This window comes from Pantoea sp. Fr-CA_6 (assembly GCF_024520895.1).
GTDB classification, from domain to species: Bacteria; Pseudomonadota; Gammaproteobacteria; order Enterobacterales; family Enterobacteriaceae; genus Pantoea; species Pantoea agglomerans.
The window spans coordinates 390,804-409,457 of sequence record NZ_JALNPO010000004.1; the positions used below are offsets into that span (position 1 = coordinate 390,804).

General features: G+C 51.9%; 23 protein-coding genes. 8 read left to right on the forward strand and 15 right to left on the reverse strand.

Annotation, left to right across the window (positions count from 1 at the left end; genetic code table 11):
- Positions 1-89 precede the first annotated feature (89 nt).
- A complete protein-coding gene (locus tag NR201_RS10390; protein WP_256849737.1) occupies positions 90-2,153 on the forward strand; it encodes a prolyl oligopeptidase family serine peptidase in 2,064 nt (687 codons plus the stop codon).
- Here the strand turns inward: NR201_RS10390 and exoX are convergent.
- Both exoX and NR201_RS10400 read right to left on the reverse strand, forming a co-directional pair.
- Positions 2,147-2,818, reverse strand: a complete 672-nt coding sequence (exoX, locus tag NR201_RS10395; protein WP_010258689.1) for an exodeoxyribonuclease X — start codon at positions 2,816-2,818, stop codon at positions 2,147-2,149. The two genes, NR201_RS10390 and exoX, sit on opposite strands and share 7 nt — an antisense overlap.
- Positions 2,815-3,048 carry a DNA polymerase III subunit theta gene (locus NR201_RS10400; protein ID WP_010258692.1) on the reverse strand — a complete coding sequence of 78 codons (234 nt, stop codon included), beginning with the start codon at positions 3,046-3,048 and terminating at the stop codon, positions 2,815-2,817. Before NR201_RS10400 ends, exoX begins: the two co-directional genes overlap by 4 nt.
- A 151-nt stretch (positions 3,049-3,199) precedes the next feature.
- Here NR201_RS10400 and copC point away from each other — a divergent pair, with 151 nt between their 5' ends.
- The 5 genes from copC (at position 3,200) to NR201_RS10425 (ending at position 6,533) form a co-directional block, all read left to right on the forward strand.
- Positions 3,200-3,577 carry a copper homeostasis periplasmic binding protein CopC gene (gene copC, locus NR201_RS10405; RefSeq protein ID WP_256849738.1) on the forward strand — a complete coding sequence of 126 codons (378 nt, stop codon included), beginning with the start codon at positions 3,200-3,202 and terminating at the stop codon, positions 3,575-3,577.
- A gap of 5 nt (positions 3,578-3,582) precedes the next feature.
- Positions 3,583-4,458, forward strand: coding sequence for a copper homeostasis membrane protein CopD (gene copD / locus NR201_RS10410; protein WP_256849739.1), 876 nt, complete (start codon positions 3,583-3,585; stop codon positions 4,456-4,458).
- Between the two features lie 28 nt (positions 4,459-4,486).
- A complete protein-coding gene (locus NR201_RS10415; protein ID WP_010258700.1) occupies positions 4,487-4,834 on the forward strand; it encodes a YebY family protein in 348 nt (115 codons plus the stop codon).
- A gap of 712 nt (positions 4,835-5,546) precedes the next feature.
- Positions 5,547-6,071, forward strand: a complete 525-nt coding sequence (locus NR201_RS10420) for a hypothetical protein (protein WP_256849740.1) — start codon at positions 5,547-5,549, stop codon at positions 6,069-6,071.
- Positions 6,072-6,092: 21 nt separating this feature from the next.
- Entirely contained in the window at positions 6,093-6,533 is a 441-nt protein-coding gene (locus NR201_RS10425; RefSeq protein WP_191924763.1) for a hypothetical protein, read from the forward strand.
- Between the two features lie 207 nt (positions 6,534-6,740).
- Here NR201_RS10425 and NR201_RS10430 read toward each other — a convergent pair whose 3' ends face one another.
- The 6 genes from NR201_RS10430 to NR201_RS10455 form a co-directional block, all read right to left on the reverse strand.
- The gene (locus tag NR201_RS10430) at positions 6,741-7,022 is read right to left on the reverse strand and encodes a hypothetical protein (protein WP_143990289.1); all 282 of its coding nucleotides are present in this window, start codon (positions 7,020-7,022) and stop codon (positions 6,741-6,743) included.
- A gap of 112 nt (positions 7,023-7,134) precedes the next feature.
- On the reverse strand, positions 7,135-7,353 hold the full coding sequence (locus NR201_RS10435; protein ID WP_143990288.1) for a hypothetical protein: 219 nt from the start codon (positions 7,351-7,353) through the stop codon (positions 7,135-7,137).
- A gap of 111 nt (positions 7,354-7,464) precedes the next feature.
- Positions 7,465-7,782: an Insecticidal toxin complex protein tccz gene (locus NR201_RS22725; protein ID WP_372340255.1), complete on the reverse strand. Its 318-nt coding sequence runs from the start codon at positions 7,780-7,782 to the stop codon at positions 7,465-7,467.
- Between the two features lie 252 nt (positions 7,783-8,034).
- On the reverse strand, positions 8,035-8,445 hold the full coding sequence (locus NR201_RS10445) for a hypothetical protein (protein WP_143990286.1): 411 nt from the start codon (positions 8,443-8,445) through the stop codon (positions 8,035-8,037).
- 96 nt (positions 8,446-8,541) lie between these two features.
- Positions 8,542-8,823 carry a hypothetical protein gene (locus tag NR201_RS10450; RefSeq protein ID WP_163636910.1) on the reverse strand — a complete coding sequence of 94 codons (282 nt, stop codon included), beginning with the start codon at positions 8,821-8,823 and terminating at the stop codon, positions 8,542-8,544.
- 638 nt (positions 8,824-9,461) lie between these two features.
- Positions 9,462-10,172 (reverse strand): LexA family transcriptional regulator, encoded by a 711-nt coding sequence (locus NR201_RS10455; RefSeq protein ID WP_256849741.1) that lies wholly within the window; start codon positions 10,170-10,172, stop codon positions 9,462-9,464.
- Between the two features lie 688 nt (positions 10,173-10,860).
- On the opposite strand from NR201_RS10455, the gene adhP reads away from it, so the two are divergent.
- Positions 10,861-11,883 (forward strand): alcohol dehydrogenase AdhP, encoded by a 1,023-nt coding sequence (adhP, locus tag NR201_RS10460; RefSeq protein WP_010258714.1) that lies wholly within the window; start codon positions 10,861-10,863, stop codon positions 11,881-11,883.
- Positions 11,884-12,096: 213 nt separating this feature from the next.
- On the forward strand, positions 12,097-12,234 hold the full coding sequence (locus NR201_RS10465; RefSeq protein ID WP_010258717.1) for a hypothetical protein: 138 nt from the start codon (positions 12,097-12,099) through the stop codon (positions 12,232-12,234).
- 97 nt (positions 12,235-12,331) lie between these two features.
- Here NR201_RS10465 and NR201_RS10470 read toward each other — a convergent pair whose 3' ends face one another.
- From NR201_RS10470 to betB, 7 genes are all read right to left on the reverse strand, one after another.
- Positions 12,332-12,517 carry a hypothetical protein gene (locus NR201_RS10470; protein WP_010258724.1) on the reverse strand — a complete coding sequence of 62 codons (186 nt, stop codon included), beginning with the start codon at positions 12,515-12,517 and terminating at the stop codon, positions 12,332-12,334.
- A 102-nt stretch (positions 12,518-12,619) separates the two neighbouring features.
- A complete protein-coding gene (locus NR201_RS10475; RefSeq protein ID WP_010258727.1) occupies positions 12,620-12,880 on the reverse strand; it encodes a hypothetical protein in 261 nt (86 codons plus the stop codon).
- Between the two features lie 146 nt (positions 12,881-13,026).
- Positions 13,027-14,169 (reverse strand): acyltransferase, encoded by a 1,143-nt coding sequence (locus NR201_RS10480; RefSeq protein ID WP_010258734.1) that lies wholly within the window; start codon positions 14,167-14,169, stop codon positions 13,027-13,029.
- A 200-nt stretch (positions 14,170-14,369) separates the two neighbouring features.
- Positions 14,370-14,699: a multidrug/spermidine efflux SMR transporter subunit MdtI gene (mdtI, locus tag NR201_RS10485; RefSeq protein ID WP_010258739.1), complete on the reverse strand. Its 330-nt coding sequence runs from the start codon at positions 14,697-14,699 to the stop codon at positions 14,370-14,372.
- Positions 14,686-15,036: a multidrug/spermidine efflux SMR transporter subunit MdtJ gene (mdtJ, locus tag NR201_RS10490; protein WP_010258741.1), complete on the reverse strand. Its 351-nt coding sequence runs from the start codon at positions 15,034-15,036 to the stop codon at positions 14,686-14,688. The genes mdtI and mdtJ overlap by 14 nt, the downstream gene beginning before the upstream one ends.
- 429 nt (positions 15,037-15,465) lie before the next feature.
- Positions 15,466-17,148, reverse strand: coding sequence for a choline dehydrogenase (gene betA, locus NR201_RS10495; RefSeq protein ID WP_256849742.1), 1,683 nt, complete (start codon positions 17,146-17,148; stop codon positions 15,466-15,468).
- A 23-nt stretch (positions 17,149-17,171) separates the two neighbouring features.
- Positions 17,172-18,644 (reverse strand): betaine-aldehyde dehydrogenase, encoded by a 1,473-nt coding sequence (gene betB, locus NR201_RS10500; protein WP_010258746.1) that lies wholly within the window; start codon positions 18,642-18,644, stop codon positions 17,172-17,174.
- Positions 18,645-18,654 lie beyond the last annotated feature (10 nt).

Consider the following 18,654-nt stretch of genomic DNA (forward strand, 5'->3'; position numbering starts at 1 on the left):
TCCGCCAGCGGCTGCTTCTCAACCTATACCTGGCTTCCCGCTGCTGAAGTGTTACGCTTACAGATCATTACGTTCACGGAGACGGATGGATGAAAGCACCCATCGCAAAAAAAATACCCCATGAGATGACGCTGCACGGCGAGACGCGCGTTGACAACTACTACTGGCTGCGCGACGACAAGCGCGAAAACAGCGAGGTCCTTGATTACCTGCGTGCCGAAAACAACTACGGCAAAAAAATCATGTCGTCACAGCAGCCACTGCAGGACCGGGTATTAAAAGAGATTATCGATCGGCTGCCGCCTGAAGATCACTCAGTGCCCTATGTGAAAAATGGCTACCGTTATCAGAGCCGTTATCAGAGCGGTAACGAATACCCGGCCTATTACCGCCAGCCCGCCGCGAGCGATGAGTCTGGCGAGTGGAGCCTGCTGCTGGATGCCAACCAGCGCGCCTCGCACAGTGATTTCTATACCATGGGCGCGCTGCATATCAGTCCGGATAACCGGGTCATGGCGCTGGCTGAAGATTTCCTGTCTCGCCGGCAATATGGCATCCGCTTCCGTAACCTGGAGAGTGGCAGCTGGTACCCTGAAGTGCTGAGCAACGCCTCTTCCAGCTTCGCGTGGGGTAATGACTCGCGCACCCTCTACTATGTGCGAAAACACCCGCAGACGCTGCTTTCTTATCAGGTGTGGCGACACGAACTGGGTACGCCGCAGTTCGACGACCAGCTGGTCTATGAAGAGCAGGATGACACTTATCATCTCAGCGTACATAAGACCACCTCCAAGCAGTTCATCATGATTGCCCTCTACAGCACCAACACCAGCGAAATTCAGCTGATTGATGCGAACTTCCCCGACGCGCAGCCGCATGTGTTTCTGCCGCGCCGCCGCGATCATGAGTACAGCATCGACCACTACGATCATCAGTTCTTCATTCGATCCAACCGGGAAGGCGAGAACTTCGGGCTGTACCGCAGCCGCTATCTGGACGAGTCACGCTGGGAAACCCTGATCCCGGCACGGGAACAGGTGGTGATGGAAGATTTTCAGCTGTTTCAGGACTGGCTGGTGGTCGAGGAGCGCCAGCGCGGCTTAACCAGCCTGCGGCAGATCAACTGGGCCAGCGGTGAAACCAGCGGCATCGCCTTTGACGATCCGACCTATGTGACCTGGCTGGCCTACAATCCGACGCCGCGCACCAGCAAACTGCGTTACGGCTATTCGTCGATGACCACGCCGACCACGCTGTTTGAACTGGATATGGATACCGGCGAACGCCGCATCCTGAAGCAGAGCGCGGTGAAAGGCTTTAACGCGGAAGATTACAAAAGCGAACATCACTGGATCAAAGTCAGCGATGGCACCGAAGTGCCGGTATCGCTGGTCTATCACCGCAAACATTATCAACCCGGTCAGAATCCGATGCTGGTGTATGGCTACGGTGCCTACGGCAGCAGTATGGATGCCGATTTCAGCGTCAGCCGCCTGAGCCTGCTGGATCGCGGCTTTGTCTATGCGCTGATACAGGTGCGCGGCGGCGGTGAGCTGGGGCAGCAATGGTATGACGGCGGTCGCCTGCTGAACAAAATGAACAGCTTCACCGATTTTATCGATGTCACTAACGCGCTGGTGGCGCGTGGCATCGGACACCCGGAACGACTCTATGCCATGGGTGGCAGCGCGGGTGGCTTGCTCATGGGCGGAGTAATTAACCTGGCACCGCAGCGGTTCCACGGCGTGGTTGCCCAGGTGCCGTTTGTGGATGTGGTGACCACGATGCTGGATGAGTCGATTCCGCTGACCACTGGCGAGTATGACGAGTGGGGCAACCCTAATGATCCTGAGTACTACCGTTATATCCGCCAGTACAGCCCTTATGACAACATCGAGGCGAAAGCCTATCCTCATCTGCTGGTCACCACCGGCCTGCATGATTCGCAGGTGCAGTACTGGGAACCAGCCAAGTGGGTGGCGAAGCTGAGATCGATGAAAACCGACAATAACCTGCTGCTGCTCTGCACCGACATGGATGCGGGTCACGGCGGCAAGTCGGGGCGCTACAAAGCCTATGAAGGGATCGCGATGGAATACACCTTCCTGCTGGGACTGGCGCAGGGCACCTTACCGCCAGCTCAGGATTACTGAGATTCGGTCAGGTACTTACGCAGCGCCTGCCGCAATGGCGGGCGCAGATCGCTGACGTTATCCAGCATCCACTTCAGATAGCCCGGATCCTTGCGCGCAACCACCGCGATCGCCTGGCCGCGGTATTTGCCAAACGGCAGAACGTCGTCGCGTTGAGCCGCCGGTTGTGACCGCACAATCATCTCGGAGGCACTCCAGCCGGAGGTCTCCATAATTCGAATCAGCAGTGCTGCCGTAACATAGCAGTCATAGAGCGCGCGGTGGGCATGCAGGTCGGCGGGCGGCGTGACATCCAGTTTCAGCGAATGACGCAGTGCCTGGTTGCCATATTTAATGCCCGGCCAGAGCTGACGCGCCAGCTGCATGGTGCAGATCCACTCTCCGTACATTTCCGGCAGCATCCGGCGATCAAAACTGGCGTTATGCGCCACGTAAAAAGCACTGCCGTGATAGCGTGGGATCGCCTCTTCAATGGTCGGCTTACCGGCGACCATCGCTTCGGTGATGCGATGCACGGCCATCGCCTGACGGCTGATAGGGCGGTCGGGCAGGATGAGATCGCTCATCGGATTCACAATCTGGCCGTTGACCACATCCACGGACGCCACTTCGACCACGCCACCCTGCAGACCGCAGGTTTCGGTATCAATAACGCGAAATATCATTGCTTCATCTTCGGTTCATAAGGAAGGCGCGACAGGCTGAGCGACGCCTGGCGGTAGTGCATCAGACGCTGACGAAACCAGTCACGCAGCGCTTCGGGCTGCTCCTGCGCCACCATTTCGGCGACGATCGGCATGTTATAGCGCTCTTTAAACGCCACACCCGCTGCCGCCAAATCGACATTAATCTTGTCTTTCTCTTCCTGGGACAGCAGGGCAAGGTTATGGCTCATAATATTCTCCTGACGATAGCGGGCAAAAGTAATGTTTTCGGCGGTCTGAATCAAGGATAAAGGATCGCATCGCTGGCCTCGACAGTGCAAATACAGCAGCGTATCCTTTTGCCACGTTTATCGCCCTGGCGGCGGTTAAAAGGATGATCTTATGCATAAAAAACTGATTTCCCGCATGGTTATTGCGCTGGCGGCAGCCGGACTGATGACATTCAGTTCGCTGGCAGCGGCGCATGCACATCTCCAGTCTTCTATCCCGGCGGCCAAAGCGCAGGTAACGACATCCACCGATGCGCTGACGCTGAACTTCAGTGAAGATATTGAAGCGGCATTCAGCGGCGTTACGCTGCTGGATAGTGCACAGAAGCCCGTCGCCACTGCTAAAGCCCGCGTTGAATCTGGCCAGAAAAACCGGCTGATTGTGGGCCTGTCTCAGCCGCTGCGAGCGGGCAGCTATCAGGTTAACTGGCATGTGCTGTCAGTGGATGGACATAAAACCGCAGGAAGCTATCGCTTTAGCGTGAAGTAACTCCGGTGACCAGCCTCTGGATCCTGTTACGCGCGCTGCATTTTGCCGCCGTGATGCTGCTGACCGGCAGCGCCTGTTACAGTGCGCTGCTGGCACCCGGACGCTATCGACCACTACTGGCGCGACGATTAAACCCGCTGGTGAAAGGGAGCGCCTGGCTGGCGCTGCTGAGTGCGCTGGCGATGCTGGCCTGCCAGAATGTGTTGATGAGCGGCGACAGCGCCAATCTGGCCGATGTCGATATCTGGCTGGCGGTGATTGGCACGCACTTCGGTGGCGTGTGGCTGTGGGAAATCCTGTTTAGCCTGCTGGCCGTTGCCGGGTTGCTACTGACCGGGCGGCTGCGTCAGCAGGTGTTACTGCTGGCGGGCGTTCTGCAACTGGCCTGCATGGCTCTGATTGGTCATGCCGCGATGCGCGATGGCTGGCCGGGATTGTTTCAGCAGCTCAATCATGCACTACATCTGATTGCCGCGGCGTTCTGGACGGGCGGATTAGTGCCTCTGTTGCTGTTGATGCGGGAGGCGCGCCAGATCGATCGCCGCACCGACGCTATCCGTACCATGATGCGCTTTTCGCGCTATGGTCATCTGGCGGTGGCGTTAACGCTGCTGAGTGGTCTGATAAACAGCGTGATGATCGCGGGCTGGCCGCTGACGTGGCACGATTCACGCTACATTGTATTGTTGCTGTGTAAAGTGTTGCTGGTTGCCCTGATGGTGCTGGTGGCGCTGATTAACCGATACTGGCTGGTGCCGCGATTCCGCCTGGCGGGCAGCGGGACGCAGCAGAAATTTATTCGCATGACGCAGCTTGAACTGCTGCTGGCGTGTGGAGTGGTTGGGCTGGTCAGCGTATTTGCCACGCTGTCGCCAGCCTGAATGTGGTTTAAGAGAGAAAAGGGTAGTTATGTTGCTGAAGAAAGTGATCCCCGCAATCCTGTTGTTATCCGTATGCGGCCAGGCGCTGGCGGCACAAATCATTACCGTCAGCCGCTTTGAGATCGGTAAAGAGAAGTGGCCGTTTAACCGTGAAGAGGTGATGCTGACCTGTGAGAAAGATGGTGCGATGTTTGCCATCAACCCGAGCACGCTGATGACATACCCCCTGAACGATATCGCCGACACACTGTTCAAAAATAAACAGGTGAAAGCGCAGCCGATCAGCGTGATCCAGGTTGAAGATAAAGCGCATCCGGGCCAGATGATGAGTCTGCAGCCGATTGTTGAGCGCACCCAGGCGCTATGCGGTAAATAAACCTGTCGGGTGCAGCACCGCGCTGCGCCCAACCCCTCTTTTTTGCCGTTGCGATCACAAACTGATCCGGTTTATGGTCCTGCGCCTCCCGTTTGCTGGCAATTCCACCGCGCTGTTCTAATGTTAAATGGCAAGGCGACATCGCCTTCATAAATGCCAACTTTTAGCGCACGGCTCCTTGAGAGCCATTTCCCTGGACCGAATATAGGAATCGTATTCGGTCTTTTTTTGTCAGATGCCGCCCATCTGTTAATGATTTTCAATCAATAACTTAGTCTTTTTCCGTTGTGTTCTTCTCCACTCTTCTGCAAGACGCCATTCCATTATGTCATTGCCATTTTTCCTATTCATATAAGTTACAACCCTGCTTTATTACCTCTCTATGAAAGGGACACCGTGGCGATAATCTGCCACCTGTTTTACTCATGGTTGAAGCCCTGCCAGGAGCATCAGGTATAGGCTGTGCAGCCCGTGCGAGAGAAGTTTGCTGAGTGAACGGCGTTGCAGTACTCGGTAATGACCGCTCTACTATCCTGTGGCACTCTATTAAGTCACATGAAAATGAGGGAACGATAATGAATGCAGGGAATGCAATCACAGAACCTGGCAGATATTACACATTTCAGTCACCACTATCGGGCAACGTATTTTTGAATTGAGACCACGTGTGCTGCCACGAAACGCACAGCCGGTGCTGGATGAGTCCAGCGGCATGTGCATTGGTTATTCTGTGGCTCAGGCTCCCGGTCTGTGGCAGATATACGATGTGCAGGGGCATTTTGTTCGACTTGAAGAGGCACCTCTCGAAACGCCACTGATTGATCCTACAGACATAGCGCTTCTTGCGTTTGGTGTATTTCGAATTTTCCGCGCTGGCCGCGCATTATTGGAGGCTGGTACACGAGCTGCTATAAGTGCCAGACTCAGCCAGGCAACAATAATGTTCCTGCGTGCCAGGTTAAAAACGGGTTTATCGGCGTGTAACCTGAAAATGACCGAAACAGCGGCGAGGCACATGTATGAGCCGGGTCGCTATGTTCCGTTACATATTCAGGAAAGAGCTATCCGCTATGGCAGACGCATGGCCGATCCTCGCAACGGAGAGGGTATGTATCGTTATGAAACGGAAATGTATAAATTACACCGTAAGAAAAATATCACTGAGTATAAGAAGTACACTCTTGAGGTTGTGGTAAGGGTATCAGATTGGACGATAACTCATTTTAGGTATTTTTGATTAACCGACAGGAACGTACATATGTTTGATATCAGAGATGAAGAATTCGTTTTTGCGGTGTCGCCTTTTGAACGGGTTGTCGATAACGAAGCCGATCCTGTTAACCATCACTGGGATTGGATACAGTCCTGGATAGAATTCTCGGTAAGCGGCCTGAAGGTGGCGTTTAAGACTGAGTTCACTGTTGGAGAGTTGAAAATGTTGAAAAAAGAATTTTCAGCTTTTCATCAGGCGATAATTGCTCAGCAAAAGTTAAAGTCGTTTAAATATCAGAGCGATATTCATCAGCTTGATATGATACTGACAAATGAAAATACTATTGATAGCGTTACTATTGATTTTATCCTTCGACCGGAGCCTCATGCCGACAGCGTTCAGGTTAAAGGCAGCTTTGGCCTTGATGAAAGCTATTTCCCCGACATTCTAAAGAGGCTGGATGAAATGATTCAATGGCAGAATTAAACATTTTGTCATTAAAAGTTTTTAACTGAAAAATTCGGGCGTAGAATGGATTTTAATTCAGTCCTTTACGTCTATGCACTATTCGATGCGGCAGTATCAGTATCAATACCTGTACTGCCTGCATGCAGTTCATCCATACCGTAAGCGATGCCGCCACTGTCAGGGTATAGCCCGTGCAGTAAGCGGCTGCATTTTAAAAAAACCGCCTCAGTGGGTGACTTCTGCGGATTTACTGGTCTCATAATCTCGTCGTTTTTCAATCATCCTGATGTAGAAGTCATAAAGCTCTTTGTGCATGCGCTGCTTCATTTCAGCAGGCAACGGTTCCTGCGTTTTCTTCCACTCCTCCAGTTCAGGCTTGCAAATGACATAAGCCTCATCAACGATTTTTTTTGGCTGAATATCGGACTTTATGAACGGGATAGTGTGGTGATTCAGGCATTTAACCTCTGGCGTTTCGAATGACCTGTCATCCGCTATTGCTGTCATAGAAAGCAACATTCCAGATAAAAAAATCCACCTCAAAGCTTCTCCTCCTTTTGATAAATCGGGTCTTATCCCCGTGGAAACTTCATCGACTCTTCGTGGTAAAACTTGAGCTCTACTTATTGTAATTCAGCCATTCGTCCCAGCAACTTTCCGAATCTATATCCTGACATCCACGACTCTCAATCATGCTTAAGACCCCTTCAGTATGCAGGCTAATGGCGGTAGCATTATCACGAATATCTAATACTTCCTCTTCAGTCAAAGGAGAGCCTTTCTCCTCGGCTTTAAAAACAAGTAAGCTGATAAGTGAGGGAATGAAAACGATAGTCACTTCTCATCCTTCTGGTAAGCCGGGTCAGTGCCACACGGATTCTGCAGCGCAACATTCCTGTAAGCGACTCCTGATGTGGTAAAATCCACGTTAGCCCTATCGCGCTCATCTCTACTGTGCGCCGCCAGGTTTTTCGCTAACCATGCTTAGCCCGTAATTATTAAGAAGCTGCATTAGGATCACACGAGGCATCTCTTTACTTGATAGGCTGAAATTGTTGTTGAGCGCAGAGGCTATCATAGTGCTTGAAAGCAGATTGCCTTTGTAATAGATAGAAAGGCTCTTGCCAATATTTTGCCTCGTAACTTTATATAACCTTTTACCACACACGTTGGTTAGGTTGAAGATTACATTCTCAGACTCAACTTTATCCCTGGCTACATAATAGATTGATTCTATGATGCTGCTGGTACGGCTCTTGACTGTCATTAATGTCAAAGGTAAAACTTCCAGGCTCTGCGATGGCGGCCCCAGAAATAATAAAAAGCAGCGAATAAAATCCCAGATCTAAGCATGCAGAATCCATACTGTGAGCATTAAAGAATAATTATAAGGTTATTCGGTTTCATACGCACTTTGTAGCACTTTTCAAAATTTATTTTTTGCTGCGTTCGTGCTCATTGCTGCTGCGAACAAAGCCAGGTAAAAAAAAACCGCCCGCAGGCGGCTGTTTACTAAAAGTTAAATTCCCATGCGGTACTCTTCGTACGAACGAGGTTCAGAGTCACCCTCTTTGCGATAAACAAGGAGATCACTCTGCCGATTCGTAACATACATTAGTGTTTCAGTAAGCTGACGTCGCAAAGTAACAGGCATTTGAGGAATGCTTTTATCGCCGAGTCCATCCTCGATTTTATTCATGATTTCGAGAGCCAGGCCAATTTGCTCAGCATCCATCAAAATATTAACGCGATAACCCTCACGGGTCTCTTGCTCGCTGCCTAACTGCCTGGTTAGTTTATCGACCTGATTGGCATAAGCGTCCAGTTGAGCCTGAACATCAGTCGGGACTTCACCTGTTCTTTCAGCCAGCGCTTTGAGAGCGTTGATGTTCTCTATTGCCTGTTGTGCAAGGTCTGTAGCAGTAGTCATAATTTAGAGTCTTTTAAACAAGGATTAATACAGATAATTCAATTAGGTTGAGCAGGCCGATTTGAGATCGGCCTATGTAATACTCAATTAATTGAGTTAGCCTTTGTCGAACTGCGCAAACGAACGCGGTGACGGGTCGCCGGGTTTACGGAACTGGGCGTTATCGTCTTTGCGGCTTTTCAGATACATCAGGGTCTGCTTAGCCTGGTATTGATCGGTCGCAGAGAACGAACCCAGCGTGCCAGCATTACTTGCCGCTACCACTTTGGTGAGAATTTCGATACCCCAGCCGAGAGCTTCGGTGGTATCCAGAATCGCGGAGCGATACAAGGTGTTAAGGTCTTGCAGATCTTCAAATTCCTGGTCTGTATGAGACATGGTCAATCCTCTTTTAGTTGAGTGAGTTAGGCTCTGAATTTATTCAGACAACTTAATCTCATTTTTGCCGTGGACAGTTATTTACTGTATGTATATGCAGCTTTTAAGTTATTAATTTAGTTTAGTGCCATTATTAACTTTACTACGCTCTTTCAGAAAACCTGGCCTCTGATGTTCTCCTGGGTTAACAGCTGTCATGCGACGCTGGTTGCTGGGTATTGAAGTGTGGAGCTTTCCACTCAGGATTATTCGCTTTGGGGAGCTACCACATCAGCAAGCATCTTCATTGCATCAGCCTGAAAAGCTCTTCTCTGCTTGTGTATTCAAAAGGTCATATTATTAAAGAGCATCACCGTCCTGGTGAGGAGTTCGTCCTGCTGATGTGTAAACAATACTTGCGGTACTGGTGATTGGCAATACCCCTGGTATTAAATATAATATCAACGGTATTATTTGTTTGATTCAGAAGGGAATTTATTTTTCAGGAGAGGGGAACAGACACAAAAAAGCCCGCTTAGTGGCGGGCTTTTTGTATTTCGCAAATTTCGGGCTTACGGGGTAAGCGGTTTTTAAAGCTTTGGTAAAGGCTGAAAGGGTCGGGTACCAGTTGAGCAAAAGCCTCTTCTTTCCAATGAGCTTTACACCAACTTCATCTTCGTCTCGATCGCCACGCCCAATACTCTGCAGTTGCCGTTCACTGGTACCATAGGCCACTGAGGGTTTAAACCCTTTAGATATTTCTGGCTGCCATCAATGATGAGCTTCTTAAACGTAGCTTCGTTATCATCAGTGAGTTTTGCCACGATCAGGCTCCCATTTACCGCTTCGCGGCCTGTATCGAACAATACATACGTTCCTGCCGGGATGCTTAGTCCGATCGGTGCTGTCATCGAATCGCCTTCCACCTGTAACCAGAAAGCATCTCCCTGTAAATGTGCGTCAGATTCAAGCCACATATCGACATCCTTAATGGTATAGGGTTCACAGGCTTCTGCCCATGTGCCAGCCTGAACCTTGCTTAGTACCGGGTAGCGTGCAGTCGAGTTGTAGTCTCTGGGGTTTGATACGTTAGCATCAGCCGCTGAAGCGTAACTGCTTGCCTCTCTGGCAAGAGTGGGGCTGAAATCAGCAATTGAGCATTGAAGCATCTTCGCAAACACAGACGCCACTGACACGTTCAGTGAGTTTCTTCCGTTCAGGTAATGCCCAACACCGCCTTGGGTTATACCCAAAGCATCGGCTATAAGCTGCTGCGTAATGCCCAGCGACTTTTTCTTTGACTCATACAAAGCTTTCAGGCGAGTAGCATCGGCCATCTGCTCTGGAGTAAGTTCTTTTTTCTTTTCCATCTCCGAATTCTAATACTCAAGTTCTTAAAAAAGAAGTACCGAATGTATTTATATTTTCAATACTTTTGGTATTTTTATTGTGGGTCACTCTGAGAAAACCAATAGATAAGTTAACCCGGGTTGATTACGTAATAAGAAAGGACAGTCGAAGGCCGCGGATGTAATCTGTGTTTATCCGACTCAGACCGCAATCAGTAAAGCAGTACGGGTAGTGCGGAAAATTTTCGTAATCACGCCTCCTGATAAATGTGTACATGAAGCAGAGCGCTGGCCCTTACCTGGCAGAAGAAAAGCTGCTGCAAAAGTTGTGTTGCTCTTTATCAATCTCACCTCCCTCGCAATACCAGTGAAAACCCGGGTAACTTGCTCTCCATAATGTCATGCTAATCATTTACCAACACAGAAATTATCATTCCTGGAAAACGCGAGAAACAACAAGTTCACCTACGAAGCAGAAACTGAATTAAACCTCCGGTTAAAAGCGCTTCACTCTTATCCAATAAATCCCTTCACGAATAACTTAAATTTGCCGCACTTAAGCGCCCGCGCTACGCCTCCATCCCAAAAACCCACCCCACTCGCAAAAGCAGAAACAACCTGGCAACCTCGCACCCAAAGCTTACCTGTCATCTTGTCATCACCGCGGTTTGGCTTATCCTTAAAGCTTCAATCAAAAGGAGCATCGTTTATGAAAGCGGCAATTGCTAACAGTGAACACAAGGTTGAAGTGGTTGAGAAGACGCTGCGTCCTCTCAAAACGGGCGAAGCACGGCTCAGGATGGAATGCTGTGGCGTATGCCATACCGATCTGCATGTGAAGAACGGGGATTTCGGTGATAAAACCGGCGTGACGCTGGGTCATGAAGGTATCGGTATTGTTGAGGAAGTCGCGCCAGATGTGACCTCACTCAAGCCAGGCGATCGTGCCAGCGTGGCATGGTTCTTTAAGGGCTGCGGTCACTGCCAATACTGCAACTCCGGTAACGAAACGCTCTGCAGAGAGGTCGTTAATGCCGGTTATACCGTCGATGGCGGTATGGCTGAAGAGTGTATCGTCGTTGCAGACTATTCGGTCAAAGTCCCCGACGGGCTTGATCCTTACGCCGCCAGTAGTGTCACCTGCGCCGGTGTCACCACCTATAAAGCGGTGAAAGTGTCCGAGGTAAAACCGGGTCAGTGGCTGGCGATTTACGGTCTTGGCGGGCTGGGAAACCTCGCTCTGCAATATGCGAAAAACGTCTTTAACGCCAAAGTGATCGCGGTTGATGTGAGTGATGGGCAACTGGCACTGGCGAAAGAGATGGGTGCCGACCTGGTTGTAAACTCGGCCAGCGAAGATGCGGCTCGCTTTATTCAGGAGCAAACCGGTGGGGCGCATGCGGCTGTGGTAACGGCGGTTGCCAAAGCAGCGTTTAACTCTGCTGTCGATGCGGTCAGGGCCGGTGGTCGGGTGGTGGCTGTCGGACTGCCGCCGGAAGCGATGAGCCTGAATATTCCACGTCTGGTGCTCGATGGCATTCAGGTAGTAGGATCGCTGGTCGGGACGCGTAACGATCTGGCGGAAGCTTTCCAGTTTGCGGCAGAAGGGAAGGTGGTGCCGAAGGTGACCAAAAGGAAGATTGGTGAGGTCAATGCCATCTTCGATGAGATGATTCAGGGCAAGATCCGCGGCAGGATGGTGATCGACTTTAGCGGTCAGTCTGCTGAATAATCCGTGCTGATAATCGCAGAAGCCCGCGCCGTGCGGGCTTTTTTATGCCTGTAAGGCCGGTTCCCTCCCTCTGAATGCGTAAGAGCACATTCCGTTAAAGCATTAATAAGCGCGGCTTTATGTTTCATGATGTGATTTTCACTTGAACTTTACCGGTAACATTATAGTTTATGGGGTGAAGTCTGATTACACACATCTGAAGGAGGGTTATTTATGGCTAAGCATCACTTACTCAAATCCATTGAAATTGCAGCGATTGTGCTGTTTGTCCTGATACTGGCGTATCTGGCGGTTACCGGTCTGCTTTCATCAACTGGCGTTGATCACGCCTGGCCGTATCCCAGTAAGTAATTGAGTGCCGCACCAGGGAAATTATAAATAATATAAATAGATAACCGATCCTGATACAGGACATAAAAAACCCCGCAATCGCGAGGTTAATCAGAGTCTACACCAGGCTCACCGAAAGCAGAGTCAGCTCTTCGGTTTCCAGCGACAGGCTTTTTTTGGTTTCGAACATAAAGGCTTCCAGCGCCTCCTCGACATCGTCGCCCTCGATAAAGGCGTGAGTCGTGACATGATTTTCACCTTTGGGCTTAATCACGTAAGAAACAAACCACTTCTTCTTTTGCATAATGCTTATCCTCTTCTGAATAGGTAAATGCCGCGCACCGGCAATACTGAGCTTTTCCGCCAGCAGTTCAGCGGAACATGTACGGGTTCTGTTCGACAAAGACTAATCGAGCGGGGCCGGATGCAGCAGGTCGATCACGTCATCAATTTCATTGCTGGCCGCATGGCGATCAAGGGCAACCGCATAGTAGCGTCCCTTGCAGTAGTGCTTTGTTACCGCCACCCGATGGCCGGTATCGCTGTCAGCTTCACCGCCGGTCAGGGTCTGCAGGTGGGGCGGGATAACCAGCTCACTTTCGAGTTGTTCTGCTTCAATGATCACTGCGCCACCGTCGGTGGATAGCAGCAGATGCTGAATGCTCATGTTCTCTCCTCTGAGTCAGATTGCTAACCGGCAAAGTGTAGTTCACCTCAGCGGGTGTGCTGACTTCCGCTCAGGTGAGGCCATGTGAAGCGGCAATAAAAAAGCCCCGTCAGGGGCTTTTAAGAAAGGGATGGCCTGCGTAAAACTCAGCTGGTCTGATCGGCCAGCTTCGGCTTCAGCACGCGCTTACCAATCTGAATGCCGGGCTTCTCAACATACTTATAGAGTAAAGAGGCCAGCGCATAGGTCACCGGGATGGCAGAGACGCAGACAATCAGGAAACGCATCATGTCGCTCTTAAACTCGATGTCGGTGTGATTGAGCAGCAGTGCGATCAGCGGGATTACAATCAGCAGATGCAGCAGGTAGACCGAAAACGACACGTCGCCCAGCCAGGTGCTGAGACGGTTGTTCAGCAGCTTACGCGGCAGAGCAATCAGCGTTGCCATCAGGCTGCCCTGTGGGTATTGCCACAGAATCGCCGTCATACCGACGATCATCAGCGCCTCCATAATCACCTGCAGCTTAATCGCGCCCAGGCCCATCGCCACGCTGGCGACCGGGCCGAGCAGCGCAAAAGCGACGTAGAGCAGGGATTTACGGCGGATCGCCTCGGCCAGCAGCATGCCCGACAGGAACATATTCAGCTTTATCAGGATCATTGAAGGCATCTCAAACGCCTCATAATAATCTGCCAGCACATACCGGCCAGCGCAGCAGAGCGCCATGATGCCAATCAGCGAGGCGGCATAACCAAAGCGCAGCGTCACCAACATGATGAACGGGAACAGCAGATAGAACTGCATCTCCAGCCCGATGCTCCAGTCAGGCAGCACAGTATTAAAACCATATTCGGGCAGCAGGCCGAACAGGAAACTGAAGTGGGTCAGGATGTTTGCCAGCGACTGGTCGTTGTAACGCGACGACTCTGTGGCGGTGCCGGAATAGAAATGAGCAATGGTGTCACGCATCTCGCCAAACCACGGGCCATAAATCAGGGCGATGATTAACAGCAGATAGTAGAGCGGGGCGATGCGGAAGAAGCGCCGGATCCAGAACTTCTTGATGGTCTCTGTGCTCTGCCACGGCTCTTTCTGCTGACGCTCGACGTAGTTTTTCGCCATCAGATAACCCGATAACAGAATAAACAGATCGACCCCGATGCCAGGGGATGAAATAAGCGTGATATGGCAATGAACCAGTAAGCTGATATGGCCAACTAATACCCAGAGAGAAGCGATGCCGCGTAATCCCTCCAGCTCCGTAGACCAACCTCGTGTTGCAGACATAACTATTCCTCGTTTTTATCCGACCTTCGGCGCTCACTAAGCCTCAAGGCAACAGATATGTAAACGGGCCTTTACAAAAGTAAGAAGATTCCGAGCACAGGTAAGTGGGGGAAATCAACCCAAACAGGGTGGGAAAGCACAGGAAGTTAAGGGCGTGCAGTGGCACACCCTTAATCAATATCACTGATTGAAATGGTGGATCAGGCCAGTTTTAACAGGATCATACCGGCCAGCAACAGGGTCAGGCCGGCCCAGCCTTTGCGGTTCAGCCGCTGGCCAAACAACACCCATCCGGCCGCGACAGTGGCGATAATCCCAAAACCGCCCCAGACCGCATAGGCGATCGAGAGATCGATACCTTTGACCGCCTGAGCGAGTGCGCTGAACGCGAGCAGGACACAGCAAAGTGAAAGCAGACCGTACAGCGGTTTCTTAAACCCATCAGAATATTTAAGGAATATGTTAGCGGCAATCTCCAGCACGATAGCCAGCGCCAGCCAGGACGCATGAACAAGATCAGCGATGAGCATGATTAACCTCCGCTGATGATTGGGTGCCGGTTTTGATCAACACAATTCCGACGATCAGCGTCACCAGCCCACAGATTTTCAGCGCTGACAGCGTTTCACCAAACAGCTGCACGCTGAATAACGTAATCAGCATGATGCCGATACCTTCCCACAGCGCATAAGCCACGCCCAGGGCGATACGTTTAATGGCGAAACTCAGCAGAATATAAGAACAGGCAATCATGCCCAGCATCATCAGGTAGCCGGAATGGCTGCCATTGAGGCTGGACCATTTCATAAAAAGGGTACCAATAATTTCAGTAACAATAGCGAGTGATAATAAAACCCAGGCGCGCATGGGTGCTCTCCAGCAGCGATAAATGACGACCTGCAACAACGCACAACGTGCGGGCAGACTCAGAACAGTTCGAAGTGGTGAGGGGACTACAGGGCGTTACGCCAGTGCTGATCGGCGGCGTTCCAGCCAGAAAGGCGAGAGGGGGAATGCAGGGGGTTTGACATGAACATTCTGCTCATAAAATTTACAACACATCCACATTGTTGCTTCTCATCAGTGGACGGATAGTGCCTCCGGTTAAATAGACGCTGGATTTATAGCATTCTGCACATCACCAGATCAACAGCAGATGCTGCTTTGTTTGATGTCTGTTAAGGTTTGATGATTTGAAAAGGGTGACGTGTGGAAAAGGATCTGTGGTAAACCGTAATGAAAAAAATAGCCGGACAGCAAAAGTGCCCGGCTATTATTAAGTGACGCTGTCACGTATTATTCAGCGCGCTGCGGAACCGTGCGAACGGGTGCATCACCCGCGACATAGTAAGCGGCGGTGCTGCGTGGCAACGGATCGCGCCCACGAATCTTATCGGCAATCTTCTCGCCAATCATGATAGTGGTGGCGTTCAGGTTACCGGTGATGATCAGCGGCATAATCGACGCATCCACTACGCGTAAGCCTTCCAGTCCATGCACACGCCCTTCGCCATCAACGACGGACATCGGGTCGTTACCCATCTTACAGGTGCCGCATGGGTGATAGGCGGTTTCGCCGTGGTTACGCACGAATTCATCCAGTTGCTCATCTGTCTGGCAATCCAGTCCAGGACTGATTTCACGGCCACGGTACTTGTCCAGCGCCGGCTGATTAATGATCTGGCGCGTGATGCGAATCGCATCGCGGAACTCATGCCAGTCCTGCTCATGCGACATGTAGTTAAACAGAATGGCCGGATGACGACGCGGATCGCGTGACTTCAGGCGTACATGACCGCGGCTTGGAGAACGCATCGAGCCAACGTGACACTGGAAGCCGTGGGCATCAACCGCGTTGGAACCGTTGTAGTTAATCGCCACCGGCAGGAAGTGATACTGAATGTTCGGCCAGCTGAACTCTTCGCGGCTGCGGATAAAGCCACCCGCTTCAAACTGGTTGCTGGCACCAATACCGGTGCCGTTAAACATCCACTCTGCACCGATTTTCGGCTGATTCCACCACTTCAGAGCCGGATAGATTGAGACCGGTTCTTTACACTCATACTGAAGATACATCTCCAGATGGTCCTGCAGGTTTTCACCCACGCCCGGCAGGTCGTGAACCAGTGGGATGTCGAACTGCTTCAGCAGCTCAGGAGAACCCACGCCAGAACGCTGCAGGATCTGCGGCGAGGCGATAGCGCCGGCACACAGCAGCACTTCACGGCGCGCGGTCACTTTGTTAATGGTGTTGCTGTCGCCCTGCAGATACTCCACGCCTACCGCACGCTTGCCATCGAAGATGATGCGATCGGTGGTAGCGTGCGTGATGATCTTCAGGTTGGCGCGGCCTTTGGCCATATCGAGATAGCCACGCGCGGTGCTGGAGCGACGACCGTTTGGTGTGACGGTACGATCCATCGGACCGAAACCTTCCTGCTGATAGCCATTAAGGTCGTCAGTGCGCGGATAACCCGCCTGTATGCCCGCCTCAATCATCGCTTCAAACAGCACGTTATTGCCCGCTTTAGGCGTTGCAACGCACACCGGGCCGTCGCCGCCGTGGAAATCGTTCGGGCCGATATCGCGGGTTTCCGCTTTACGGTAGTAAGGCAGGCAGTCCAGATAGCTCCAGTTCTCCAGCCCAGGTTCGCTGGCCCAGTTATCAAGATCCATCGCGTTACCGCGGATATAACACATGCCGTTAATCAGTGATGAACCGCCCAGACCTTTGCCGCGACCACACTCCATGCGGCGATTGTTCATGTAAGGCTCTGGCTCGGTTTCATAAGCCCAGTTATAGCGTTTGCCCTGTAACGGGAAGGCGAGGGCCGCAGGCATCTGGGTGCGAAAATCAAAGCGGTAATCCGGGCCGCCCGCTTCCAGCAACAGGACGCTCACGTTGCTCTCTTCGGTCAGACGGGTAGCCAGAACGTTTCCTGCGGATCCGGCTCCAATAATAATGTAATCAAATTCCATTCATCGTTCCTCAGGTTAAGTGATTAAAAAACTGACTGAAAACGCGTCAGCTCAACCTGCACGGACTTCACCTGGGTGTAGCTCTGCAGCGTCATCAGGCCATTCTCACGGCCAATGCCGGAGTGCTTGTAACCCCCCACTGGCATCTCTGCGGCCGATTCGCCCCAGGTATTAATCCAGCAGATACCTGCTTCGATCTGATGAATCACGCGGTGCGCCTTATTGAGATCCTGCGTCACCAGTCCGGCGGCCAGACCAAATTCGGTGTCGTTGGCGCGGCGGATCACTTCTTCTTCACTTTCGTAGCTCAGGATCGACATGACCGGTCCGAAGATCTCTTCACGCACAATCTTCATCTCATCACGGCAGTCGGTGAATACGGTTGGTGCAACCCATGCACCCTGGTCGAAATCGCCACCGGTCAGACGCTTGCCGCCACACAGTACGCGTGCACCTTCAGCGATGCCGGATTCGATATAACGCATCACATTATCGCGATGGCTGAAGCTGACCAGCGGACCAAAGTTGGTCGCCGGGTCACGCAGATCGCCTGCCTGAATGCGGGCAACGCGTTCGCTGATTTTCGCCTCGAATGCGGCCTGCAGTTTTGCAGGAATAAAGACGCGGGTGCCGTTGGTGCAGACCTGACCGGAGCTGTAGAAGTTCGCCATCATGGCGATGTCGGCGGCCAGGTCGAGATCGGCATCATCAAAGATGATCAGCGGTGATTTACCACCCAGTTCCATGGTGACCTCTTTCAGCGTTGAACCTGCTGCATTGGCCATCACTTTTTTGCCGCTGACGACGCCACCGGTAAAGGAGACTTTGTCGATGCCAGGATGCTCAGTGAGCAACTGACCGGTGACCGAACCGATGCCCGGCAGCACGTTGAACACGCCATCCGGCAGGCCCGCTTCGGTGTAAATTTCCGCCAGCTTCAGGGCAGTGAGCGGGGTCATTTCACTCGGTTTGAAAATCATCGCGTTACCCGCTGCCAGCGCGGGCGCGGATTTCCACAGGGCGATCTGAATCGGGTAGTTCCAGGCACCGATACCGGCTACCACGCCCAGCGGTTCGCGGCGGGTGTAAACAAAGGAGGTTTCGCGCAGTGGGATCTGCTGACCTTCCAGCGCCGGAACCAGACCGGCGTAATACTCCAGCACGTCTGCGCCGGTGACAATATCGACCGCTGAGGTTTCGCTGTAAGGCTTACCGGTATCGAGCATTTCCAGCTCTGCCAGCTCATCATTACGCTCACGCAGAATATCGACGGCGCGACGCAGGATGCGCGAGCGCTCCATGGCGGTCATCGCGGCCCAGACTTTCTGGCCTTTTCTGGCGGCAGCAACGGCGCGATTGACATCTTCCTGGCCGGCGGCATGAACCTCTGCCAGCACTTCGCCGTTGACCGGGTTAATCGTCTGGAACGTTTCGCCAGACGTTGCGGCAACATAAGCGCCATCGATGTAGAGTTTCTGCTCGGTGAATCGGGACATGTTTTCTCCT